We start from the raw sequence: 23,991 nt of genomic DNA, 5'->3' as shown, positions 1-23,991 counted from the left end.
ATGGCAGAAGAAGAAACTGACGCGCCAGAGACGCTGGAAGACATCTCGGGCGTCGGCCCCTCGAAGGCGGAAGCGCTCCGCGAGGCCGGCTACGAGTCCGTCGAGGACATGCGGGCAGCGAGCCAGAGCGAACTCGCGGACGTCTCCGGCATCGGCAACGCGCTCGCAGCGCGCATCAAAGCCGACGTCGGCGGTCTCGAAGTCGAAGAGGAGACCGAAGCCGAAGTCGAGGAAGCCGAACCCGAGGAGGAAGAAGCCGAGGAGGACGTGGAGACGGAGCTCCGTCCCCGCGGCCTCACCGAGAAGACGCCGGAGCTCAGCGACGACGAGCAGCGCTTGCTGAACAAGCGCCGTCGCGAGGGCAAGCCGCAGTTCAACCGGCAGGACTACCACAAGAAGAAGCGCACGCCGAAGTCGTGGCGTCGCCCGAAGGGCACGCTGTCCAAGCAGCGCCGCGGCGTCAAGGGCAAGGGTGACACAGTCGAGGCCGGCTTCCGGACGCCGGAAGCGGTCCGCGGCAAGCACCCCAGCGGCTTCGAGGAAGTCCGCGTGCACAACACGGACGACCTCGACGGCATCGACCCGGACACGGAGGCCGCCCGCATCGCCTCGAAGGTTGGCGCACGCAAGCGCGAGCGCATCGAGGAGCAGGCCGAAGAGGCGGGTATCCGCGTCCTGAATCCGACCTACGTCGAAGTGGAGGTTGACCAATGAGCGACCTGAGCGCACAGAAGCGGCTCGCGGCCGACGTCCTCGACGTCGGGAAGAACCGCGTCTGGTTCGACCCCGAGGCGCAGGGTGAAATCGCGGACGCGATTACCCGCGAGGACATCCGCGAGCTCGTCGACGAAGGGACGATTGCGGCAGAGGAAAAGCACGGGAATTCGCGCGGTCGCGCACGCGAGCGCGACGAGAAGAAGGCCTACGGACACCAGAAGGGCCCCGGCTCCCGCAAGGGGAAGTCGGGCGCTCGTGAGAACGACAAGCAGTCGTACATCGGCCGGATTCGCGCGCAGCGGCGGACGCTCCGGGAACTCCGCGACGAAGGGGAGATTACCCAGAGTCAGTACCGGGAGCTGTACAACATGGCCAACGGTGGCGAGTTCGACAGCGTCCGGCGCCTCCAGAAATACATCGAAGAACACTACGGTGATAGCTAATGGCGACAGGACCACGATACAAGGTGCCGATGCGGCGCCGCCGCGAGGTCCGGACCGACTACCATCAGAGGTTGCGCCTCCTGAAGTCAGGGAAACCTCGGCTCGTTGCTCGGAAGAGCAACAAGCACGTCACGGCGCAGCTGGTCGTGACCGGCCCCGACGGCGACGAAACAATCGCGAGCGCACACTCCAGCGACCTCGCTGAGTACGGCTGGGAGGCTCCCACGGGGAACCTGCCGGCGGCGTACCTGACGGGGCTGCTCGCTGGGGTTCGCGCGCAGGATTCGGACGCGGACGAGGGCGTGCTCGACATCGGCCTCAACACCGCGACCCCGGGTTCGAAGGTGTTCGCAATCCAGGAGGGCGCAATCGACGCCGGCCTGGACGTCCCGCACAACGACGCGGTCTTCGCGGACTGGTCGCGGACGCGCGGCGAACACATCGCGGAGTACGCTGAGTCTCTCGACGAGCCGCTGTACGGCGGCGACTTCGACGCAACGGAGCTTCCCGAGCACTTCGACGAGGTGCGGGAGGCCATCATGGAGGACAACGAATGAGCTACAACGAAACCTGGGAACCGAAGACACGCCTGGGTCGCCTCGTCAAGGACGGCGACATCGACTCGATGTCCGACGCCCTCGACAGCGGACTCCCGCTCAAGGAGCCGGAAATCGTCGACAACCTGCTGCCGGGACTCGACGACGAAGTGCTGGACATCAACATGGTCCAGCGCATGACCGACTCCGGTCGACGCGTGAAGTTCCGCTGCGTGGTCGTCGTCGGCAACCGCGACGGCTACGTCGGCTACGCGGAGGGCCGCGACGACCAGGTCGGCGGCGCCATCCAGAAGGCGATCGAGGTCGCGAAGCTGAACATCATCGACGTCTCCCGCGGCTGTGGGTCCTGGGAGTGTGGCTGTGGGCGCCCCCACACCGTCGCACTCAAGACGACCGGGCAGGCCGGGAGCGTCGAGGTCGAACTGATTCCCGCGCCGCGCGGCCTCGGCCTCGCGGGCGGCGAGACGGTGCGCCACGTCCTCGAGCTCGCAGGCATCGAGGACGTGTGGACGCGCTCCTCGGGGAAGACCCGGACGACGGTGAACTTCGCGAAGGCGACGTTCAATGCGCTCCGGAAGACCGCGGAAGCGCGCGTCCCCCAGCACGCCCACGAGCAGCGTGAGGTGATCGAGTGATGCAGGCTGTCGTCCAACTGCGCGGCGAGGTCAACATCAGCGAGGACGTCGTGGACACGTTCGAGATGCTGAACATCCACAGCGTCAACCACTGCGCGCTCGTCCCCGAGACGGACGCCTACGACGGGATGGTCGCGAAGGTCAACGACTTCGTCGCGTTCGGGGAACCGAGCCGCGACGTGCTCGTGGACCTCATCGAAGCCCGCGGCGAGCCCGAGACGGGTTCGGCGGACGTCGACGACGAGTGGGTCGCCGAGAACACCGAGTACGACGACGTCGACGACCTCGCGGGCGCGCTCCTCGACGAGGAGACGACGCTCCGCGAGGCCGGCCTGGCGCCGGCGCTGCGCCTGCACCCGCCGCGTGGCGGCCACGACGGCATCAAGCAGCCGGTCAGCGAGGGCGGCCAGCTCGGCAAACACAGCACCGAGGAGATCGACGACCTCCTCACGGACATGCACTAACCATGACGAGCAAGAAACGACGACAGCGCGGCTCCCGCACGCACGGCGGCGGCACACACAAGAACCGGCGCGGCGCCGGTAACCGTGGTGGCCGCGGCCGCGCGGGCCGCAAGAAGCACGAACAGCACCTTTACGAGGACGTCGGCAAGTCCGGGTTCAAGCGCCCGGAGAAGACCGACCGCGACGTTCGCGAGGTCTCCGTCCAGAAGCTCGACGAGGACATCGCGTTGCTCGCCGCGGACGGGGTCGCCGAGGAGACGGAGTTCGGCTACCGCGTCGACGCTCGTGACGTCGCCGAGGACGGCTGGGAGGCCGACGTAGTGAAGGTCCTCGGTGGCGGACAGGTCTACGAACAGCTCGAAGTGACGGCGGACGCGTTCTCCGCGGGCGCCGTCGACCTCATTGAGAGCGAGGGCGGCGACGCCGTCGTCTCCGAGCGCGGCACCGAGGACAGCGAGGAGTAACCCATGGGATGGAAGGAGACTGCCGCACCGGTCCTCACGCGGATGCCCGCAGTCCAGCGTCCGGAAGGACACGTGCCGTTCCGCCGGAAGATGTACTGGACGGCTGGCGTGCTCGTCCTGTACTTCTTCCTGACGAACGTCACGCTCTGGGGGCTCGACACCGGCGCGAGTCAGGACCTCTTCGAGCAGTTCCGGAGCCTGCTCGCCGGTGGCCAGGGGACAGTGCTGCAACTCGGCATCGGCCCCATCGTCACGGGGAGCATCGTCCTCCAGCTGCTCGGCGGGGCGAACCTGCTGGGGCTGGACACGAACGACCCCCGCGACCAGGCGATCTACCAGGGCCTCCAGAAGATGCTGGTCCTCGTGATGGTGTTCCTGACGGGCATCCCGATGGTGTTCTTCGGGAACTTCCTGCAGCCTAGCGCGGCGGTCGCGCAGAGCCTCGGCATCGGCTCGCTGGGCGTGCAGGTGCTGTTGTTCGCCCAGATCGCCGCCGGTGGCATTCTCCTGCTGTTCATGGACGAGGTCATCTCGAAGTGGGGCGTCGGCTCCGGTATCGGCCTGTTCATCGTGGCGGGCGTGAGTCAGAGCCTCGTCGGCGGGTTCATCTTCTGGGAGGGGGAGTTCCCCAACCAGGGGCTGTTCCCGAACTGGATCGACCTGGCGCTGGGCAACGTCTCGAACATCCCGCCGCTGCTGTCGATAGACGGGCTGTCGTTCCTGCTCATCCAGGCGGGCATCCTCGGGCTGTTCACGACGCTGCTCATCTACGTCACCGTCGTGTACGCCGAGAGCGTTCGCGTCGAGATTCCGCTGAGCCACGCTCGCGTGAAGGGCGCGCGCGGTCGGTTCCCCGTGAAGCTTATCTACGCGAGCGTCCTGCCGATGATCCTCGTTCGCGCGCTGCAGGCGAACATCCAGTTCATCGGGCAGATTCTGAACTCGACGCTCGGCATCCCGTCGTGGCTCGGCGTCTACTCCGACGGCACCGCTATCGGCGGGTTGTTCTACTACCTCTCGCCGATCTACAGCCGCGAGAGCTGGATGTGGTGGCTCGGTAGCACGCCGGCGACCATCGAGCCGTGGCAGATCCTCATCCGCATCGGCGTCGACCTGACGTTCATGATCGTCGGCGGCGCCGTCTTCGCCATCTTCTGGGTGGAGACGACGGACATGGGGCCGGAAGCCACCGCGAAACAGATTCAGAACTCGGGGATGCAGATTCCCGGGTTCCGGAAGAACCTCGGGGTCATCGAGAAGGTCCTCGAACGGTACATCCCGCAGGTGACCGTGCTCGGTGGCGCGCTCGTCGGCTTGCTCGCCGTCATGGCGAACATGCTCGGCACCATCGGGAACGTCACCGGGACGGGCCTGCTGCTGACGATATCCATCACGTACAAGCTCTACGAGGAGATCGCCGAAGAGCAGATGATGGAGATGCACCCGATGATGCGGGAGATGTTTGGAGATTAGGGGACACAACGGGACCCCACCACTTATTTTCTAACCTCGCATAGCCGCCGGCATGACCGACGGCAGTCACAGCAAAGTCAAACTCAACGTCCGCGTCCCACCGTCAAAGAAAGACGAGTGGAAGACCGCGCTCGATGACGGCGAGACACTCACATCCCTCGTCCAACGAGCTGTAGACCGCGAAATCAGAGACGAGTACATCCACCGCGACAACCTCGATAACATCGCCGCCGGTGCCCCCGCAGACATCGACTTCGGCGAAGTCACGGATCGATTAGACCACCTGCAGGGAGCCGTCGAGACGCTGCAGACGCAACTCGACGACCAGCTGGGGCACGAAGGCTACGACGAGGAGAAAGTCCGTGACGTAGCGATGAAAGTCACTGATTACATCCCTGAAGCTCCGGACACCGACGCCGTGAGTTCGTACGACGAACGACTCCGGTACATCGAAAACGAGATCTACAAACAACAGGACGGCCCGTCAATGGGTGGACTCGATGGAAGCGCCGAGAAGATCGCCGGACTCGCCGGCCAAGACGATATCGCGTTAGTCCGCGAAGCCCTGATTTTCTTAGAGAACCGCACGACAGTAAACGTCGATAGCGTCATCGTTGACGGAACACGGCACTGGGTGCAGGTATGACCGAGCAGGACCGGAACGAGAAAGGGCAATTCGCGTCCGTATCGAAGAACGAGCTTTCCGAGGACATGGAGGAGTTGCTGGGGCGATACCTGCATTCCCTCCGCGGGCAGAAAGATCCGAAGCAGTCCACCATCGACACGCGGAGCCGAGAAGCCGGGTACTGGTTAGCGTACTGTGAACGGAACGATATTGACCCGCTCCAAGCGACGACCGCGGACGTCCGCGGGTACATCCAGTCGAACACGCACTTAGCAGACACCACCATCGACAGTTACTACCGTTCCGTGCAGTCGTTCTACAGCATCATTTCGAACGACCAAGCAGACGACCGCCTGGAACTTGTCAATGGTCACCCGTGCAACCGCGACAGCACCATCAACCTGAAAGACGATTACGACGTGCACGCCAACACGTCCGAGTACCAACGCCAACACACCTTATCAGCGAAAGACGTCGATGGGGTGCGAGATAACGACAAAGTCCTCGCACTCAAACCCGAAAAGATCCGCGAGCTCTTCGACAACGTCCCCGGGAAGACCCGAGAGACACAACTCCGGAACGAAATCGCAGTCCGACTGAACTGGTATACAGGGTGCCGGAGCATCGAACTGGAAGAAATGCTGATTGACGGGATCGACTGGGACCGATGCGCGATTGACGTCGGCAGCGCGAAACTCAACGTCGGTGAGCACCCTGATTTGGTTCGACGGGACGTGTACTTCCCCAAGGAGTTCAAATTCCAGCTCAGACGATGGTGCGAGCGCGTCCGCCACTCGTTCTCCTCACAGGTTGAGCCGGAGGAAGGCCGGATTCTTTGTACGACGCACAGCGACCACATGGGACGGCAGCAGATCAACGATGTCGTGAAGGAAGCCGCGCGTAACGCGGGCGTGCAGCGTCCGCTCAGACCAGTTGACCCGGGTCCGGACGAGACGGTGAAGGAGTGGTTCGTGACGACGCACCGAATCCGCCGCTCCGCGATTAGTCACTGGGTGAACGACGTCGAAGAACTCGATTTACATCAAGTTCGCCGAATCGCTGGGCACGCGAAAATCCAGCAGACTATGGATTACGTCGAGCCCGATGACGATGGGATCGGGCGGGATTATCAACGTGGAATGCAGGCGTGACTCTCTGTCGTGTCGACGCGAGCCCGCCTGACTGGCGCGTGAGTGCCGAGCCTGGTGTGGCAACTGAGCAAAGCACCGCCGTCCATAGAATACTTCAAAAATTGAAAATGAATCGGGGGTGAATCCCCACACCCCAACCACATCTTAGTACCAAAAACTACCCTCAGAAACAAGCAAGAGACTCCAGTTACGCACTGAGATAATTTCTTAGGCGCTCTAACCTGGCTAAGAATGACAAGGATAGAATAACAAATCGAATTTGTGATATGCGGCTTTCTACCCGCGTAACCACCGGTTGTGAATAATTCCTACCTTCATTCTTGACAGCCGTGAAATTGTTTATTCCTATGAATATTGACGACAGCACGGGTAAGAATCCAGAATACAACTCTGGCAGAATCCCCCGGGGGGTGTTTATTCCGGGGAACAGGGAAGTGCCCTATGTGGATATGACCCACCCACCAACCCTAATCTACATGAGGAACGACGAGAAGAGCACCGACCAACTCTTTGACCAGTTCACTGACTGTGTTGAGTACATCCATGACGAACTTGGGATCGACATTCCTGACTCCGTCACCCACCCGCCAATCGACGACAATACAAAGCAGACACTCGTTGAGATAGCGAATACAATCTGGGCGGCTGATGACAGCACCTACCCGAATACGTTGGAGGAGGCTGTCCGAAAGGCATGTGATGGGGAGATTGACCGCATGGTAGTCCCGAACCTGTACACGTTGAGCGACAGTGTACGCGATATTCACGGAATGATCGACAGCCTGTCAGCCGGTGGCGTTGAAGTGCACGTCGCACGCCGGCGAGTCGTCTTTGAACCCACTGACCGAGACTCGCGCCGGATCTTGTACGCCTGTACGGAGTTGGAGCGTCGAGATAGCAACCGGCGGATCGACCCGCTAAGCGCTGGTGAGAAACACACCGGGGGGAGGCCACCAGTCGGATATACTGTTGAGGATTGTCGTCTGCGGCCTAGTGACGAATATGACAAGGTTGAATCAGTGCTCCACGCCGTCGTTGATGGAACAATGAGCATCCACCGCGCCGCCAGTAAACTTGGCGTCAGTCGAACGACGATCCGTAACGCCATTGATAAGCGCAGCGAGATGTACGGTCTCCCTGAAGAAGCAGAGCGCCCGAATCGGTCGTGATTGGAATCGACCTGTTCTCATGTCGTTCAACCTCTTGTATCACCGATGGGTGATGATCCGATATAATCCAGGTGCAGTAATTGTTAATAGTCAAGTTTACAGATTTTACGTCTCTCATCTGGAGGAAGGGCTGTAATGATCAGTGAATGAGGGCTGAAGAGTCAGTCTCGCGCACGTATCCCTCTAGATGAGAGGTGTGAAATCCGTGAAATCTGTAAACTACCTACTGCAGCACCGCGGTTGTCCATTTTACATATGAGACCGGCAGTGCAAAACACGAGATCTGAGTGTAAAATCGGAATTCCGGGATTGGGAGGCCGCGTGGTGACACGGAGTGCTGGCTCTTCGGATCGACTTCATCAGTGTGCGATATAGTCGTACTGTCAGTCTACTCTACGTACTCTCAGTACAGTAATTCAGGTGTCTGATTGGGGTTAAGTCCTTGTAAGTACCCGGTACACTTATCCGGGTGTATCTGATATTCAAAACTGAAGCCGAGCAGGAACCTCCCCCTGGACTCATCTGCAAAACACAGAGTCCCTGTAAAACATAAGCCCGGGTGCCCCCCGGCCTGTTTTCGGTGAGCCGTAGCCCGAGTACGCCTCACCATGTCATCGTTAGACCACCAACCGGGGAAAATCCCCGGGCACGAGTTGCAGCTAGCCAGGATCGCCTTAGAATCAAGGGGAGAGTACACCATCGCACACTACTTCCTGCATAAGCCAGCACAGTGGGTTCGCGTACGAGACCAGCTGGGACGGCGGCATCGACTACCGATTCAACGCCGTCATCGTGTACATCGGTACCATCAACGACGTAGACGACACTGTAGAGTGGCCTATCGTTGTGACGAACGAGCGGAGTCCCTAATAGGCCGGCAACGAGCAGTCACCGCGGAGATGGAGTCGATTCAGAACTCGTACGGACTCCTCCCGCAGATCGAACACTTGGGAGTGATTCTCCGGACGTACCTCCACGTGACGTCCGGTGACAATTGGTCAGAAACGGAACACGAGACCGAGGCACAGCTGGAGGAAATCCGAGGTGATGACCAGTGACTGGCGACGGTGACGAGGAGACTGTCCACGCCACAGACGACCTCGAATTCGAAGCCGAAACCCTGCGGTACATCCAGACACGGGGACTGGACGACAAGCGGCCGAAGTACAAATGGGGAGGGTACTCCCAGGACTTCGGCGACGCGGAACACGTCTACACACTCGAAGACGTGATTGACCACCCTGAAGACAACTGGGCGATTGTAGACATAGGAGACGCCGGGGCTGAGCACCCGCGGTCTCTCCTCATCATCGACATAGATCTGTACAAAGCAGACGATCCTTGCAAAGGTTGCGGGACTGAAGACGTCGATGAAGCCGCGAAGAAAACCGAATACCCGCAGACCACGCCGATCACGAAGTCCCAAACAGGCGGGTTCCACGTGTACGCGTGGATTGAAGCCGAGTGTGGGTCAATAAGCCCCTCGGACTTCGAACTCGCCGACGGAGTCCCGTACGACATTGATGTGAAAGGGTCCGCCGTGAGCGGCCACGTTGTTGCACCGAACGACATCCAGGGCGTAGAATCTGGTTACGAACTGGTGCAAGACGACTCGATTGTCGGAGTCATCGAACCTGGAGATATCCTACAAGATATTACGTACGACGGGAAGACGGCGTTGAAGTACCGCCCGGGAGCTAATAGTCGGCAATGGGATGGTGACCTCCCGGAGGAACCGCCGGAAGACATCCCGGAGTGCTACGGCCGTGCGCTACAGCTGCGTCGGAAAGCTCCGGATGACCACGGGAACACACACAAAGTCAACGTTCTCGCCGCGTTGTGCGGTCTCGCAGCTGGGTACGAGGCGGAGGAAGTCGCCGGGCACATGTGTGGCGAGTTCGCCCCATCTGGGGATTCTGCCGTAGCTGACGTTGAGGAAACACAGTACCAAGTCGATCATATCGGCGGGATGCTGGAGAGCGGCCGGTACTCGCCGCCGGCACTGTCAACCCTCCGCAGCTACGGAATCCTGGATGATGACGAATCGTGTGGGCCGAACTGCCCTATCGAGTCGCATGACACCCGCACTCGCCGTGAACGTGACGCAGCGAAGACGGTTCGAGAGTTCATCGACGAGTACGATCCGGTCGAAGATCGGCCTGAAGTCCCAGATTCGGACGATTCGGAGGTCTCTGATGAGGACGTCGTAGAAGCAAAGGCCGAGTGGCCAGACAATGACGAGTTGAATGATGTCGCGGACGCAGTCCCGAATCTGACCGACAGGGACTACGACAATCTCATCGATGATCTGGATGACCGACTCAAAACGAAGCGGTCCGCAATCGACCGGCACCGGGATCTCGTCCAGTTGATGTGGGAAACGGGCGGAGACATCGTCAATTACGATGGGAAGCTCGTGGAAGTGTATACGGGTAATCGGTTCGTGACCTCAAAAACGCTCCTAAACTTCGAGATGGACATCACGTCACGTCTCTCAATCGAAGGTGAGGGGCGAATGGCGAACGTGAAGGTCCGGCCGTCGGAACCCACGGAGGCCGAGTTCGACCTCCAGATCGAACCGCGTGTGTTCAACGACGTGCGGAGATTCAAGGACGAGGTGTTGGCGAAGCGATTCTCGACGACCATCGAGACCTCGACGCCGGAGTCGGACGTGATGGACATGCTCCGAAAGTACATCAGCCGGCAGGACGTCCCCGAGTTAACCGGGCAGAAGGCGATGGGTCTCGCGCAGAATGGTGACGAGTTCGTAACGCCAAACGGTGTCATCGACGTAGACGGGTGGGTAGACGAGCCCGAAACCGTGTTTGTGGAACAGGACGCCGCTGCAGAGCGCAAATTCGAGGCGAACCCGGACGATCACGACGCCGGTGAGATTGGCAATGACGACGTCGCGGAGATATTGGAACTGTTCGCTGGGACGCGTGACCCGGAACGGTTCATTCCGGTGCTGGGGTGGTTGTATGCCGCCCCGTACCGTGAGCGGATTGTAGAAACGTCCGGGTCGATGAACCTCCTGTTCATCACCGGAGAATCCGGGGTGGGGAAGTCCGGGACGTTGAAGATTGCGAACCGGATGTTCGGGCTGGAAGAAGCGCCGTTCAGCGCGTCAGACACGAAGTTTGCGCACATCAAGACGTTCGCCAGCAGTAACGGTGTGCCAGTGTGGTTGGACGAGTACAAGACCTCGGAAATGGCGGACTGGGAGCAGTCAAATCTGCACGAACTCCTCCGAAAGGTCGCTACAGGCGGTGTTGAGCAGCGTGGCCGCGCGGATCAGTCTACGGTCCAGTACAAACTGCGCGCACCGGTTGTGGTGTCCGGTGAGACATCGCTCCAGGGGTCGGCGGAGCAGCGTCGCGCGATCAGCACAACGTTCACGAATCAGCCGACTGTGCCCGGGACGCCGGAGTACCAGCGGTTCAAAGAGTTGGCCGGTGACGCAGTTACTGACGAGGACGGGAACGTGTCGTTCCCGGAGACGAAGTTCGAACTTGAGCAGCACGCGGTCGAGTACTACCGGCATGTGGCCGACACGTCGCGCCAAGAGTTCGAGGAGATGTGGTTCAACGCTCGGGAGTACGTGTCGAAGCGGCTCGCTGAGTGGGGTGTCGAACTGGACGACTTGGAGGTGCAGGGCCTGCAGACGGTCGTGTTCGGGTACAAAGTGATGCGGTCGTTCGCTCATGTCGTCGGCGCGGACCTCGGAAAGCTCCCGGACCACGACGACTTGGATGCAGCGCTCCGGTACGTCGCAGATGTCGAAGGTGACGGCCGCGAGACGCACATCGACCAGCTCACGCATCTAGTGCAACGCGCTGCGGTCGCCGACTACTTAGAGAAGGGCAAGCACTACGGCGTGGTTCGAGCAGGAAAGTCTGGGGAAGAGCTCCGAGTGAACGTAACTCGCGCATTCGACGAAATCAGCCGATACGTCCGGGATCACGACCTGAACGAGGACCTCCTCGGAAGCGCAAAGGACTACAAGGACCGATATTCTGAAGCAGTTGAGCAGGACACGTACGTCACGACAACGTCCCAGGGTACACCGGGAATTGGTCGGTGTGTCGGCATCCATACCGACCGTGCAGAGGACGAACTTACAGAGTTCGACCGGACGGTGTTCATTGACGGCGCTGATATCGACGAGTTAGACGCGGAAATCGTTGATGACGACGATAACCCTGACGTCGACAGAGCCGGGAGCGACGACGCGAACGTTCTGCGGAAGCAGGCGACGTCGATGGCGCGTCTCGGAGACCGTGTCGGAGACTACCTGACGGTGACGGTCGAAGTCGTTGATTGGGACCCAACCCCAGACAAGGTCGTAGAAGCTGACGGCCCAGTTGCAGCCGGGTCAGTGCGTGACGAAACCGGTCGTCGGAACGTGGTCATGTTCGACGGAGACGAGCCCGACGGTATCACGCACTTTGAGCCCGGGGAAACGGTGTGCATTCGTGACGCGCCAGTTACTGAGTACGAACGGTCGCCACAGCTCCATCTCGATAGCGGCACGACCATCACCCACATCCAGCGGGGAGTCGGGTACACGGAAGCCGAAACCCCGGAGGACGGGCAGGCGGCTCTTGGCGAGACGAGTAGTCAGCCGGTTGAAGCCACCGGGGGAAAACCCCAACGTGACCGGGTAATATCGGTGAAGGATGTCATCAAGTCCGTGGAAGGCGGGGACGGCGCTACGGTCGGTCAAGTGCTGGCCCGGCTAGATGAGAAGGGTTTCAAAAAGGAGAAGGCTGAGCAGGAGATCGAGAAACTCAAACACCGAGGGGAGGTGTACGAGCCAGCGGAGAACCGTCTCCGGGTGACTGGGTCATGACTCGTTCAGGAGATCCGGAGTTTATCCAATGGAACTGCCGCGAACTTGAAGAGCACCTCCCACGCCCTGGTCGAACGTGGACCTGGGAAGAGTGCGGACTGGCGTTTGGGACGCTGATGAAGCTCATGGATCGCAACCTGATTCGGCGTGACTCGGGGATTGAGGAATGGAAGACGACCCAGTGGGTGACGACGGAGAAGTGCTGGTCGTTGCTCATCGATAGGGTTGGCATCAGTAGCGACGGAGTCGGTGACGTAGTCGGCCAAGAGAAACTCCTCGCACTCGGAGAGTTCCCTCGGGAGAAACAGACCCGTGTCCTCGATTCGCCGCAATCGAACACCCAGGGTGAGACTCAGCAATTCACACTCACTGGTGACAAGGTGGACGTCGACACGGTCTGTCAGAATAACAGCGACATAGACCGGTTGCAGAAGTGCATCGAAGCCGCTCAACTCGGTGACCCAGAGGTGCGAGAGAAACGTCGTCAGGAGCGAGATTCGGATCAAACCTCGCTTATTGAATGGAGCGACGTATGGGACGTGACAATCCGCGCCGAACTGTCGGTTGAACCACCATCTGGAGCGGTGTACTAGCTCCCATCAATCATTGAGTTATGTGGCTCTGAGACGCCTTTCTCGGTTTTTACCCACCCAGGTTGTCGGGTCCACAAACCACCGGGGGGTCGTTAACCCAGGGAGAAGGCGAGTGTCGGGTATGAGTACTGAACGGCCGACGAGTAACAGCATAGCGAAAGCGATTCCGGAGGACGCCGCACACACCAGAGAGAGATTCTGGGAGAAGGTAGATATCGCTGACAAAGACGGGTGCTGGGAGTGGCAGCGAGCAACGTTCCCCGCTAATGGCTACGGTGCGTTCAACATCGGCGGAAAGGCAAAATACGCTCATCGAATTGCGTACAGGATGGAAATCGGTTCAATCCCGCCGTCGAAGCAAATTAACCACATATGCGACAACCCCCTGTGCGTGAATCCCAGTCACCTGTACTGTGGGACGCATCAGGACAATATGAGGGACGCAGTCAAACGAGGACAACACGCTGATTCCCGACCACTTGAGACAGTCCGGGAGATTCGTCATCGGTACAACACGGAGGAAATCACTCAACGGGAGTTAGCGGACGAGTACTCGATTTCTCAGTCAGCAGTCTCGAAAATCGTCCGGGGAGAGAGTTACGAGTTCATCTAACCCCTGAGTTTTCGGTCAAGTTCGAATAAAGGTTGTACGTCCGACGCAGCGTAGCGTCTAACAGCCTCCCGCAGGTTATCATTCGGCGCATCACTAAGGAGCTCTAATCCCATCTCGGGCATATCTCCCCCAGTGACTGGTTTGTTTAGCCACTCTGGATCATCGGAATCGATTCCGTATTCGTCAAGAGCGTCATCAAGCGACACCCAGTACCCTTTACGATCCTTGATCAACTGGATGAGATCGACGTGGTCGCACGTCTGAGTGAAAAGATACATTCTCTCGATAATGTTCGAGCCAGAAATCTCGTCGTTAATGACGTAGGACTGGTGTTTGAGGATTGGCAGATCATACGATTCACCGTTGTACGTAAGAAGGACGGGTGAATCACCGATCCGGTCTGCAATCCAGTCGATCATCGAGTGCAGCAGCTGGGCTTCCTCATCAAGCGAAGGACCGTCACGAAATAACACCTCGACTTCTGGATCACCGTCACCAGAATCGTATCCAACTGCGACGCAGAACGGGGTCCAATGACTCGGAGTATTGAAATCCGGATCCTTCACGGTCGGAATCGTTTCTAAGTCTATTGCGATACGGTCGCGGCCCATACGTCGATTGTCTTGATAACCACCAAATACCTCTGCAAATCTACCCAGTACTAAGAAATCATTGCGAGAGGCGATGAGAGGTTACGAAGTGGGATCTGGGTTGTTGAAACTGATATCCGGACGTCGAAATGCTACTAACTCCGCATCTCCGGTGTGCGGAGCTTCTTGTTACGAATACTCGGGGATGAAGACTATAGACTGTGAGTGATTAGAACAGGAGTTCGTCAAACCCCGTTGTAACTTGCTTTGATGTATTCCTTGCTAGTTTTCAAACTCTCTTCACCGGAAATAGTGAGCTCCAGATCACCAGTTCCGTAGTGTCCAGTGTTACTAACGTCCCTACCTATCTCCGGCATCTCGTCCAGCTCTTCAGGATCAAGTTTCAGATAGACGCGGATTTCTCCCTTGTCAGGAGTTACGTATACACAAACAAAGTTCTGTATCCGTTTATACGCAAAATAATATTTTAGTTCTTTCTTTTGGACGTCATCCCCCAGAGATAAGATAAATTCGTCAAGTTCGTTAAACAGCTGAAGTAACTCATCACTCGCTTGTTGAACCTTTTCACCAACAGTAGTGTATTCTCGCTGTAGATCACTCTCGTCAGATGATTCAACTACGTTAATCAGTTCGAGGAGAAGCAAACTTTCGGAGTACCGCTCAAACCTCATGAGCTCGATATTTTGCCCTATCTGCTCGACTGCATGTGAATCGTACTTAGTAAAGTCTGGTGCGATACAAACCAGACGAGGTGAACTCCAATCGACCTCGCGGTCAGTCGAGGTTCTATTGTGGACTAGATTTTCGAATTCGGCTTTGTGGTCAACCAACCAGTCGAAGTAATAGAGTCCTTGATTGATGACGTTCTGATTTTGGGTCTTTTTGTATTCAATGATGACTGGGGAGTTGTTTTCGTCAAGTCCTAGAGTATCGATTCGTCCACCGTGTTTTTCTCCGGTACTATACTCTGACTCAAGAAATGTGATTCCAAGTAATTCATTCAGGTTCTCCTCAATGAGTTCTTGAACGTGTCTTTCGAGCTCAACCGGGTCTGGAGGTATCTCTGTGACCTGTCCATTTTCACCGACTTGGTACAAGTTGATCTCGCCCATTATCGTTCAGGACTACCGACACCGTCTTTTTTCTTGTGTGGTTGCTTGCGCTATAGCACCAGAGATTCTTTGACCCCTAATCATTAGAAGGGTACCTGACTCACATTGAGTTCCACTGTATGACAACCACAGGGATATTTCAAACAAGCTGTCTACAATCAAACTGGAAAAATGGACAAACAGCGTTCTGCACTCTATCCAGAGGGTTTTGATGACTTGATCGTCCAGACCAGTAGCAACGACCGTTATGAGAGAATGGGAGCTGTCCTCAGTCCCGACGAGCAATATCGCTACTACCTATGGAGAGAGTGGGATAATAGCCGACCCACAGTTGCTTGGCTTATGGCAAATCCAAGCACCGCAGACGGGTTTTCTAGTGATGCGACTATCGACCGAGTCTACGGTTACTCTGACCGTTGGGGCTACGGTAGTTTCGTCGTTGCTAACTTATTCGCTTACCGCTCGGACGAGCCTAATGACCTTGACAGCGTAGATGACCCAGTTGGACCGCGAAACGACGAAATACTCCAAGACCTTGCATCAAAAGCAGATATTGTGATCGGTGCTTGGGGCTCCCCAGGTGATCGGTATGGTCGGCCCCAGCAGGTTCTCAAAATGCTTGATACCGAGATATATGCACTGACTGTCCTTTCCAGCGGTAATCCTGGTCACCCACTATTCAAAGACGGTGATCTGGAGCCAACACCATACGAGTACGATGACTGATAGACGCGGACGGCTCTTCGGTGAACAGTTTGACGAAGCACGGTTCAAGAAAGGCCAGGAAGCGGATGAAATCGTGCAAAGCGCCATCAAGGAAGCTTTCGACGCAAAGAATATCGTCGCAATAGAAGGAGAGGAAGCGTTTGATAATTTCGCTGAAAACAAAGAAATTCATCAGATAATCGATTATACAGGCATAGATTATCTAGTTGATACATTCCACGATCCTGCATTTGGCATCAATCATAGAAATCACTTTAACAAGAAGGCATCTCGATTCGACATTCGAGTGGAGACTGGATCAAAGGCACCATCTGAATTGGAAAAGCTTCGAGAAGCAGAGAGATGGGATATCGTACCAAAGTATGCTACACGGATGAAAGTGCCAAATGACTCAGTCGAATGGTTCCGCGTAATCGACTTGTGGAGATTCATGGAAGCTATCGAAGAGGACTTAGAGGTGGATCTGAAGTGGAATGACCGGCAAAACGACGTGAAGGCCTGGATGTACGACTATGATGACCTCCGTGAGAGAGATATTGTAGTTGACGAGATCGAATTGTGACTTAGCCGGAATTGAGAACCGAGTCTGATTTCAAAGAATAAAGTGAGCTCCTCAGGTGTTAGTTAGTCACTCCACTCAGGGCACCTCGACCGATACGCACACGAACCGCACTTTGACGAAACCGGGGGGTCTCCGCTGATCTCGTCACGCGTCGGATCCGGTGTCGCGGGGAGCCCTTGATTCGGGACAATCTCCAGCAATTGTTGAACCTCTGTTATCGCGTCCTCGAAATCCGACGGTGAGACGTCCATCGATTTGATTTCGAGGCTCGGGTGAACGTAGGCCAACTTCGCAGATTCGATCTCAACATCGTATGCCTTGTCAAACAACCAGGTGTAAGCGGCTAGTTGAAGACGATACGAGTCACCGATATACTCGTCTTCGTCAGCAACACGTCCCGTCTTGAAGTCCACTACGTGCCAGCCTTCCGAATCTTCATATACTAAATCCAGCTGGCCCGAAACGTATGTGTCTAATTCATCTACGTATACCCTCACATCATGCTCTGGGAGTGCGGTAACATCCGTTTCTGTGAGGGACTGCCCGATTTCTGATCCCTCAAAGTTTGCAAGAACCGTATCCAGGAGCTCGTTCTTAATCTCCTGTTCATATCCTTCTGCGTACTCTCCTGCCTCTTCTTCGCCAATCACAGCATTTTCCAGAAGCTTGTGGACGATATCACCCCACTGTGTCGGATGGAGTCCTCCTGGTGGTTCGCTTCCTGGAGGGATATCAGCACGAATTGCACTTACTTCCTCAAGCTCGCTATATTGGAATCGAAGTGGACAGGCAAGGATATCATGGATCGAAGTTGGCTTCACAACGCTCGGGAAGAATTCATTCTCCAACTCGTCTACTTCGTGGCGTCGGTTTTGAGTTATAGACTCCTCAACTATCTCCATCCCAATTTCTTCGTCAACTCTCATCTCCCCGGGCTCGATGTCGTCAATACCGATTGAAACCTCATCGACACCGTCAAGTTCGCGGTAGGTGATCTCCCGAGAGAAGGTCCCCGGTTGCCAATTATCAAGCTGATCCGGTTTGAGTAAATTCGTCAGAGACGTTGCCCAGGTAGAGTATTCGTCCGGTCCAGGGAGACGGTTACTACTGCTAAGACCGACGAAGAGATGGTCAGCTGCCCGCGTGTAGGCCACATAGAGAGAGCGCCAGAATTCCGCTAGAGTCGCTGCGTAGTTTTCAGCAAGAGGATGATCGTCCGAGATCGAGCCATTTGTATCGCTCCTAGTTCCAGTAATCCACGTTGTGGCCAGACCGTCAACTGCGAATGGGTTGGTCGGATTCGGATCGTCGGTGATCCAGAAGTCCGACCCGCCCGCACCGTACTGGACTGGCTGCTCATCGCCAATATCGGGACGAAGACCCACACCGTCCCGACTAAGCATCATCCGGTTGTTCCAAGGGAACCAAGCATCGCGTGGTGCATAACACAGGTCTGGAAGGATTACGATAGGGTATTCCAGTCCCTTCGATTGGTGAACGGTCGTGAGTCGGACTGTAGTTTCGGACTCCTCGTCAGAGATCTTGGCAAGCGGATGTTCGTCTTCCCCCCGGTTCGCTCGGGATTGGAGGCGTTTGAGCCGGGTAACAAACTCATTGTACGATAGTAATTCTTCGTCCTCCCACTCGGTAACGATCTCCGCTACCAACCATAGATTAGCGAACTTTTGCTTTCCATCTTCACCAGCGAGGACAACGGAATCAAAGCCCGTGTGCTGAATAATATCCTGAATGAGCGATGCTTTGTTTTTCTCGCGTTCCCATCGCAAGTCATCTCGGAGTGCAATCAGCCCCCTGAGACGGGATTCGTCGTTTTCCGGCAACTCGTCTGGCCAATCTTCCAACGCAGTCGTGAGATAGTACTTCTCGCTCGCTAAGTACCGGAGCGTTCGGTCATCAAGAGCGGTGACAGGTGACCGAAGGATGCGGATTAGTGAATCTTTGGAGTGGGGATTTGCGAACCAGTTTAATACTTCAATCAATAGTTCGATTTCTGGTTCGTTGAATAGCCCCTTCGAGACGTCAATCGCACAATCCACCCCGTACTCTCGAAGCATCTCAGCATAAGGTGCCATCGCACTCCTTCGGTTGAATAGTAGGGTAATGTCGCCGGCACGGGGTTGCCGATATACTGGCTCATCGAGGGATTCAGTTTCGTCTTCATCGAGAACCGGTGTTTGATCGTCTCCGATTAGTCCACTGACAGTCTCAGCGACTCGTACCGGTTCGTTCTGTCGCCAGTCCGATTTACTTGAGCTATTACCGAGATCGAGTACGTGGAGTCTGTTGCCATTCGCTGCCCAATCTGGTTCCTCAGATGCACGGCTCGCAGTTGCAGCCTCAAATGGGATGTTGAACGGGCCAATGTCCCCCCTTCCAGGGTCCGTGAAAATACTATCAAAGATGTGATTAGCCGATTCAACAAGCTCCGGGTGACTTCGGAAATTGGTCGTTAGTGGCAGGTACGCTAGACCATCGATTTCGAGATACGGCGCTTCGTTATCACCGTCTTCTTCGATTGCAAAGTCGATTATATCGGCAAAGATGCGGGGATCTGCAGACCTCCATTGATAGATCGACTGTTTGACGTCACCGATCAACAGGGCGTTCGTTCTCTCGCCAGAATCCTGAAAGCAATGAGCGAGAATTCGGCACTGAGCAAAGCTCGTGTCTTGGAACTCGTCAACGAACACGTGATCAAATCGCTCGCTAAGTCCTTCAGCCCAGTCAGAATTCGGGTTCTCATTCAACTGTTTCCAGACCAGATACGTAATATCTGTGTGCGAGAGTAGACCTTGCTCGACTGTCCTGTCATTGTATCGTTCGTCAAATTCGACGAGTAATCTGCTGAAGTCCTCTATGAGACGTTGGTTGTGCCGATATATCTCTGACGCATGCTCTGCGACATCCTCACCGGGGAAGGTGAACTGGCCAGTTAGTTCCTGAGCAATCTCTCGGACTTCATCTACTGTAAAGTCGGGTTCAAGTTCTGCGTGTGACTGCTGGTGGGTTTCCATCAACCGTTCACCCATCTCTTCGGGGGTCCAACAGAACTCACGGCTCTTATTGTGGGCTCTGATGAGTAGATCCTGCAAATCGTCGGGTGGAAATGCTCTCCAATCCTCGTTAGGATACGCTTCTTCTAGCCGAGCAATTGAGTCCTCAAGATCATCCTGATCTCGCATTTCCTCCATAATCTCGTCGTACAGGTCCTCTTCTTCCAGTCCATCACGAACCTCGAACCCAGGTGAGATCCCGGCTTCAATAGCGACTTCTCGCAGCAAACGGTGAGTGAACGAGTCAATCGTTTCGACGTAGCTGTCCGTTTCGATCCACCGCCAGATGTCGGTATTCAGCTGCTCGCCGGATGCAGCTTCGTGAACCCTGAGGCGCTCTTTCAGTTTGGTCTTGAGTTCACCGGCAGCGTCCTTTGTGAACGTAGTTATGAGAAGGTCATCCATCGGATTTCCTTCTTCTTCGTTCAATTTTTGGAGAATCGCTTCCGCGACGGTGTCGATTAGAGTCGTCGTCTTGCCAGTGCCCGCTCCCGCACCGACGACTACCCTCCCCGACCCCTCATGATATTCTTCGAATACCTGAGTTTGTGGCTCGTCATCGAAAATCGACGGCACGTCCTCCGGAACTTCAAGCAGGGGCATCAGATTGTCCCTCCATTTGGCACACCGCACATAGAGCGATAGATACAGGATTCACAGCCTCCTTGATCAACAAACCGTCTGTCAACCTCAAACTCCGTTCCTTCGTCATCAGGTGTGAATGACTCAATGTGTTCTTCCAGGTCGTCGTTCCAGTAACCCTCACGTTGATACCACGCGCCCTGGGAGAGACGAGAGGGTATTTCATCTAGATTTGCTTCCGGCCCTTCCTCTAAGCCATCTCGGAACTCGTCAGCATGGTACTGTTTTACCAGGCCGTGGCGTGCGTCCGATCCGGAGTCAACATGATCGTGGAATACAAATCCAGCGTTGTCTTCTTCGGCGTGCGGGAGTACGTGAATGCGGTGGTCAAGCATGAACTTTGTTGAGTAGGAACAGTTCTCGTTATTGCCGCAGGAACCACATAGAGAGCCACAATCCTCATCGCGGTACTGTTGTTCCCGAGAACTCCAGCACATCTTCGTTGCTTTGCGAGCGTACGAACTGTGACGCACATGGAACAGTGATAGGATGTAATCATCATCATTCCGAAGAATGTCTCTTCTATGTCCCGGCATCCATACTTCTGTTCCCTCGGCATCGACGTCTACCGTCGTTTCGCCTTGCCAACTCCACTGGCGGTCGATTTGTTCTTCACTCTCTTCCTCCTGAGAAACTAGGGTGTACTCATCGGCTAATTGAGGGCCTATTTTCCAGTCTGCGTAGGTGCCATATTCCTCCCGCATCCATTCTCGAACTTCTCCCCGGCTGTCAAACATATCGGTGAGGGCTCTCCGGTCCCGAAGCTCGCTTCGCTCGATGATTTCTTCCCAGGTCTCCCGGGTATGACTCCCGGCGTAGTGGTGCCGAATTACGTGAGGGACATTCCCGAATCGATAGTTCGTTCTATTTGCTGAGTAGAACGGGATTTGATACCGTTCGGCTTCTTCGCCGTCAAAATTATACAAGAGCTGGTAAAAGTAAAACTTTAGCTGACATTGGCTGAACAGGTCCAGTTCGTGTACTCCGATTGGTGAACCGATGATGTCATCAAGATCTGCGTCTGCAAAGGCAGGCTCGTCAGAATCAATAGAAACAGAAAGCGGTGGTTCAAGGAACCGGTTGTGCCGGGGCCTGATTTCGAGTGAATACTCGTCCAGATCAGTGAAGGCACCAATACTTTCTATATCGTCAGGTTGGATTGTCGGCGCTGTCAGTGTCGGCCAATCTCGATTTGCGTGGAATTGGAGTAATCGAAGTCGATCACGTTCGCTTATTCTCGTTCCCAAACGCTCCCAATCGTCGTCATCGTCGTTTGGCTCGGGAAGCCACTGATCCGCCCGGAGTTTGTTGGAATAATCATTGTTCGAATCAGTGTCTACAAGATCAACGAACGCAGACCACGGCACCGAGTTACCTTCCGTATCTCGGTATCTCCTACTGACTGTAACCGAGTCAGTGCTCACCCGGAGTGCAAGATTGTAGTAGTCCAAATCAACATTATACTGAGTGCGTTGAGCCGCCAGTCGAAGATAGGGATATTCACCGGCTTCAGCTGCTTGGGCAACTGCGTCTCGAAGTCCTTCGTGGATGAACGCTGCCTCTTCTCTTTCCGTTGGGAAATCTCCACGTGAAAGTCCCAAGATATGGATGTGCTCAGCATCCATGAAGAAGGCGTCACCAGCATCCACAATCCGCACTGCACTTCCATCTTTTTGCTGTTGGCGTATCGAGTTCCCTCCGACTACGTCATTAAGCGCTTGGGTAGCTTCTTCCCACGAGGGGCTCCAATTTTCGTCCCCAAAGATGGCGTTGAGGTAATTATAGTGCGTGCCGACCTGGACTGCACTCTTGAAAACCTCCTCTGCAACAGCAGTGGAATGACGTTCAGTGATTCGGGTTCGTGTGCCTTCGATTCCAGGGCCGTCCTGACGGGAGCGGTGTTGAGGAACCATCTGATAAATGAAATCGCTGACTAGTTCCCGTATTAACGACCTGAGTTCTGCCCCGTTCTGAGGAGGCGAGGAACGCTGGTCTGCAACCCATTCAAGATATGCTTCCATCAACTCACGAGGTAAATCCCATCCAGAGAGGTTGGAGACTGTTCCTTGCCATTCACCGAACGTACGTTTCCCATGCTGCTCTTCTACATCGTGTAGTCGCTGTTCAAGATGGAGGAAGATACTATCATCAAGCGGCCAATAGCGTCGGTCACCTGATGGTAAAACGAACCCCAGTCGGAGGGGGTCCAGCAGGTCTTCGTAACTCAGTTCTTCGTTGTCACTCGCATCTTGAATAAGCTGGAAGGCTGAGGTGAGGAACCTATAACTTGGAGCATAAGCCAGCGGCTCCTTCGCCTCCATATGATACGGAATATTGTTTGACTCGAATATGTCCTCAATATGCGTCTGATATTGCTCGGTGTTACGAGCCGTGATTACGATGTCTCCCGGGGATGTACCGTTCGAGATTCGTTGCCGGACGTCCTGTGCTACATTCTCGATCTCGCGTCGGCGTTCTGGTGCGCTTACAAAGGCTAGTTCCTGTGGGATGTCTTCTTGTTCCCCACTCACCGCCTCAAACAACGTCTGGCCTGCAGGAGAGTCAAAATCCCCTGGTGAATCATCTACCTCGTCAACGCTCACATCATCAAGACTTTCGAGACGATCCCGCTGCCGTGGATAGCTTCCAGGTCCCAAGAAGAAGTGAAGGTCAACATCCTGGTTTTGTCGCCCAATTTCAAGCAGTAATCGGAGTGTTGGATTGTCGAAAATACTGATAGTCGTAACACCAACCCACGAGACATCACCGAAGACGGCTTCCCAGTCCGTTTCAACGAATTCCCGGGCAGCACTCACGAAGTGGCTTCGGGACAGGAACGGTACAATCGAGCTCTCTTCGTCTTCTTCAGTGACGATATCGGTTACCAACTCCTCTAGAAGGTCTGTTAGTGCTTCGAATTGCTCTAATCGCTCCGAACTGTTTTCTCTTGCGTACGTATTGTCAAGGCCACGGGCGAGTTCCTTGAGCTCCGGTGTGTCGTTTCCTGCATCAGTTCCTCGGTAGAAATCGTTGAGCTCATCGTACAACGTTTCGACGACTTCATCCTCTTCTAACGGAAGGTGACTAGCTAATTCTTGGACTTCTTGAGCATATTCACCGTTATCTGCCCGTCTAAGTGTCTCTTGTAATAGACGCTGAACGAAGGAATCTGGGAGTAGCAGTGGGGACTTCCCATCTAACCCAGAGCCGAGCAGTTGCTCGGAGATATCATCAACCGTGGTGTAATCTGCGATACTGGACGGAGGGTGGCCTTGTCGGGCGAGCTTGTTCTGCAGGCGTTCCCGGCTGAGCCCCCCACCAACTATGCAGAGGCGTGAGTGGTGCTGTTGGGGTTCCGGTGTTATATTCTCCCCCCTCCCATCGAGAAGAGTTGATGTAGGAGGGCCCTGATGTAAGGTGATTTGCATACAAACACCAACCTACGAACGACAAATAAAGGTAACCCTGGGGGGAGGTAGCCAATTGATTAGACGCCAACCACGAGCAT

Annotated in this window: 19 protein-coding genes; 15 read left to right on the top strand and 4 right to left on the bottom strand. The window is 55.8% G+C overall.

Annotated features, from left to right (window positions below):
* The 13 genes from ABSL23_RS01550 to ABSL23_RS01490 all read left to right on the top strand — a co-directional run bounded on the left by ABSL23_RS01550 (position 1) and on the right by ABSL23_RS01490 (position 13,756).
* A complete protein-coding gene (locus ABSL23_RS01550; RefSeq protein ID WP_059057527.1) occupies positions 1-714 on the top strand; it encodes a 50S ribosomal protein L32e in 714 nt (237 codons plus the stop codon).
* Positions 711-1,160 carry a 50S ribosomal protein L19e gene (locus ABSL23_RS01545; protein WP_059057526.1) on the top strand — a complete coding sequence of 150 codons (450 nt, stop codon included), beginning with the start codon at positions 711-713 and terminating at the stop codon, positions 1,158-1,160. Before ABSL23_RS01550 ends, ABSL23_RS01545 begins: the two co-directional genes overlap by 4 nt.
* Positions 1,160-1,717: a 50S ribosomal protein L18 gene (locus ABSL23_RS01540; RefSeq protein WP_059057525.1), complete on the top strand. Its 558-nt coding sequence runs from the start codon at positions 1,160-1,162 to the stop codon at positions 1,715-1,717. The genes ABSL23_RS01545 and ABSL23_RS01540 overlap by 1 nt, the downstream gene beginning before the upstream one ends.
* Positions 1,714-2,352, top strand: a complete 639-nt coding sequence (locus ABSL23_RS01535) for a 30S ribosomal protein S5 (RefSeq protein ID WP_059057524.1) — start codon at positions 1,714-1,716, stop codon at positions 2,350-2,352. Before ABSL23_RS01540 ends, ABSL23_RS01535 begins: the two co-directional genes overlap by 4 nt.
* Positions 2,352-2,816: a 50S ribosomal protein L30 gene (gene rpmD / locus ABSL23_RS01530; RefSeq protein WP_353634501.1), complete on the top strand. Its 465-nt coding sequence runs from the start codon at positions 2,352-2,354 to the stop codon at positions 2,814-2,816. The genes ABSL23_RS01535 and rpmD overlap by 1 nt, the downstream gene beginning before the upstream one ends.
* A gap of 2 nt (positions 2,817-2,818) precedes the next feature.
* Positions 2,819-3,280, top strand: a complete 462-nt coding sequence (locus ABSL23_RS01525) for an uL15m family ribosomal protein (RefSeq protein ID WP_059057523.1) — start codon at positions 2,819-2,821, stop codon at positions 3,278-3,280.
* A gap of 3 nt (positions 3,281-3,283) precedes the next feature.
* Positions 3,284-4,753 (top strand): preprotein translocase subunit SecY, encoded by a 1,470-nt coding sequence (gene secY / locus ABSL23_RS01520; RefSeq protein WP_353634500.1) that lies wholly within the window; start codon positions 3,284-3,286, stop codon positions 4,751-4,753.
* Between the two features lie 52 nt (positions 4,754-4,805).
* Complete coding sequence (locus tag ABSL23_RS01515; protein WP_353634499.1) at positions 4,806-5,399, top strand: hypothetical protein; 594 nt, start codon at positions 4,806-4,808, stop codon at positions 5,397-5,399.
* Complete coding sequence (locus ABSL23_RS01510) at positions 5,396-6,529, top strand: site-specific integrase (RefSeq protein ID WP_353634498.1); 1,134 nt, start codon at positions 5,396-5,398, stop codon at positions 6,527-6,529. The genes ABSL23_RS01515 and ABSL23_RS01510 overlap by 4 nt, the downstream gene beginning before the upstream one ends.
* A gap of 347 nt (positions 6,530-6,876) precedes the next feature.
* On the top strand, positions 6,877-7,698 hold the full coding sequence (locus tag ABSL23_RS01505) for a helix-turn-helix domain-containing protein (RefSeq protein WP_353634497.1): 822 nt from the start codon (positions 6,877-6,879) through the stop codon (positions 7,696-7,698).
* 1,054 nt (positions 7,699-8,752) lie between these two features.
* Positions 8,753-12,550 carry a hypothetical protein gene (locus ABSL23_RS01500; protein WP_353634496.1) on the top strand — a complete coding sequence of 1,266 codons (3,798 nt, stop codon included), beginning with the start codon at positions 8,753-8,755 and terminating at the stop codon, positions 12,548-12,550.
* Positions 12,551-12,666: 116 nt separating this feature from the next.
* Entirely contained in the window at positions 12,667-13,143 is a 477-nt protein-coding gene (locus ABSL23_RS01495) for a hypothetical protein (protein WP_353634495.1), read from the top strand.
* A gap of 121 nt (positions 13,144-13,264) precedes the next feature.
* The gene (locus tag ABSL23_RS01490) at positions 13,265-13,756 is read left to right on the top strand and encodes an HNH endonuclease (RefSeq protein WP_353634494.1); all 492 of its coding nucleotides are present in this window, start codon (positions 13,265-13,267) and stop codon (positions 13,754-13,756) included.
* Here ABSL23_RS01490 and ABSL23_RS01485 read toward each other — a convergent pair.
* Together ABSL23_RS01485 and ABSL23_RS01480 are read right to left on the bottom strand one after the other, a co-directional pair.
* Positions 13,753-14,367 carry a ribonuclease H-like domain-containing protein gene (locus tag ABSL23_RS01485; RefSeq protein WP_353634493.1) on the bottom strand — a complete coding sequence of 205 codons (615 nt, stop codon included), beginning with the start codon at positions 14,365-14,367 and terminating at the stop codon, positions 13,753-13,755. The genes ABSL23_RS01490 and ABSL23_RS01485 overlap by 4 nt on opposite strands.
* 224 nt (positions 14,368-14,591) lie before the next feature.
* On the bottom strand, positions 14,592-15,479 hold the full coding sequence (locus ABSL23_RS01480; protein ID WP_353634492.1) for a DUF5655 domain-containing protein: 888 nt from the start codon (positions 15,477-15,479) through the stop codon (positions 14,592-14,594).
* 171 nt (positions 15,480-15,650) lie between these two features.
* Here ABSL23_RS01480 and ABSL23_RS01475 point away from each other — a divergent pair, with 171 nt between their 5' ends.
* Complete coding sequence (locus ABSL23_RS01475; RefSeq protein ID WP_353634491.1) at positions 15,651-16,205, top strand: DUF1643 domain-containing protein; 555 nt, start codon at positions 15,651-15,653, stop codon at positions 16,203-16,205.
* Entirely contained in the window at positions 16,198-16,767 is a 570-nt protein-coding gene (locus ABSL23_RS01470) for a hypothetical protein (RefSeq protein ID WP_353634490.1), read from the top strand. Before ABSL23_RS01475 ends, ABSL23_RS01470 begins: the two co-directional genes overlap by 8 nt.
* A 62-nt stretch (positions 16,768-16,829) precedes the next feature.
* On the opposite strand, the gene ABSL23_RS01465 is transcribed toward ABSL23_RS01470, so the two are convergent.
* Together ABSL23_RS01465 and ABSL23_RS01460 are read right to left on the bottom strand one after the other, a co-directional pair.
* A complete protein-coding gene (locus tag ABSL23_RS01465) occupies positions 16,830-20,444 on the bottom strand; it encodes a UvrD-helicase domain-containing protein (protein ID WP_353634489.1) in 3,615 nt (1,204 codons plus the stop codon).
* On the bottom strand, positions 20,444-23,911 hold the full coding sequence (locus ABSL23_RS01460; protein ID WP_353634488.1) for a hypothetical protein: 3,468 nt from the start codon (positions 23,909-23,911) through the stop codon (positions 20,444-20,446). The genes ABSL23_RS01465 and ABSL23_RS01460 overlap by 1 nt, the downstream gene beginning before the upstream one ends.
* Positions 23,912-23,991 lie beyond the last annotated feature (80 nt).

The sequence above is a fragment of the Halobacterium sp. NMX12-1 genome, from assembly GCF_040435975.1.
Classification (GTDB): domain Archaea; phylum Halobacteriota; class Halobacteria; order Halobacteriales; family Halobacteriaceae; genus Halobacterium; species Halobacterium hubeiense.
Note: the sequence above shows the minus strand (reverse complement) of the source record. Positions and strands in the feature narration are given on the sequence as shown.

Excerpts from the sequence above, each read along its gene's own strand:
- ABSL23_RS01490 (WP_353634494.1), top strand. The coding sequence starts at position 13,265 with ATGAGTACTGAACGGCCGACGAGTAACAGCATAGCGAAAGCGATTCCG.
- ABSL23_RS01485 (WP_353634493.1), bottom strand. The coding sequence starts at position 14,367 with ATGGGCCGCGACCGTATCGCAATAGACTTAGAAACGATTCCGACCGTG.
- ABSL23_RS01480 (WP_353634492.1), bottom strand. The coding sequence starts at position 15,479 with ATGGGCGAGATCAACTTGTACCAAGTCGGTGAAAATGGACAGGTCACA.
- ABSL23_RS01540 (WP_059057525.1), top strand. The coding sequence starts at position 1,160 with ATGGCGACAGGACCACGATACAAGGTGCCGATGCGGCGCCGCCGCGAG.
- ABSL23_RS01475 (WP_353634491.1), top strand. The coding sequence starts at position 15,651 with ATGGACAAACAGCGTTCTGCACTCTATCCAGAGGGTTTTGATGACTTG.
- secY (WP_353634500.1), top strand. The coding sequence starts at position 3,284 with ATGGGATGGAAGGAGACTGCCGCACCGGTCCTCACGCGGATGCCCGCA.
- ABSL23_RS01470 (WP_353634490.1), top strand. The coding sequence starts at position 16,198 with ATGACTGATAGACGCGGACGGCTCTTCGGTGAACAGTTTGACGAAGCA.
- ABSL23_RS01460 (WP_353634488.1), bottom strand. The coding sequence starts at position 23,911 with ATGCAAATCACCTTACATCAGGGCCCTCCTACATCAACTCTTCTCGAT.
- ABSL23_RS01510 (WP_353634498.1), top strand. The coding sequence starts at position 5,396 with ATGACCGAGCAGGACCGGAACGAGAAAGGGCAATTCGCGTCCGTATCG.
- ABSL23_RS01505 (WP_353634497.1), top strand. The coding sequence starts at position 6,877 with ATGAATATTGACGACAGCACGGGTAAGAATCCAGAATACAACTCTGGC.
- ABSL23_RS01515 (WP_353634499.1), top strand. The coding sequence starts at position 4,806 with ATGACCGACGGCAGTCACAGCAAAGTCAAACTCAACGTCCGCGTCCCA.
- ABSL23_RS01465 (WP_353634489.1), bottom strand. The coding sequence starts at position 20,444 with ATGCCCCTGCTTGAAGTTCCGGAGGACGTGCCGTCGATTTTCGATGAC.
- ABSL23_RS01525 (WP_059057523.1), top strand. The coding sequence starts at position 2,819 with ATGACGAGCAAGAAACGACGACAGCGCGGCTCCCGCACGCACGGCGGC.
- ABSL23_RS01495 (WP_353634495.1), top strand. The coding sequence starts at position 12,667 with ATGAAGCTCATGGATCGCAACCTGATTCGGCGTGACTCGGGGATTGAG.
- ABSL23_RS01545 (WP_059057526.1), top strand. The coding sequence starts at position 711 with ATGAGCGACCTGAGCGCACAGAAGCGGCTCGCGGCCGACGTCCTCGAC.
- rpmD (WP_353634501.1), top strand. The coding sequence starts at position 2,352 with ATGCAGGCTGTCGTCCAACTGCGCGGCGAGGTCAACATCAGCGAGGAC.
- ABSL23_RS01550 (WP_059057527.1), top strand. The coding sequence starts at position 1 with ATGGCAGAAGAAGAAACTGACGCGCCAGAGACGCTGGAAGACATCTCG.
- ABSL23_RS01535 (WP_059057524.1), top strand. The coding sequence starts at position 1,714 with ATGAGCTACAACGAAACCTGGGAACCGAAGACACGCCTGGGTCGCCTC.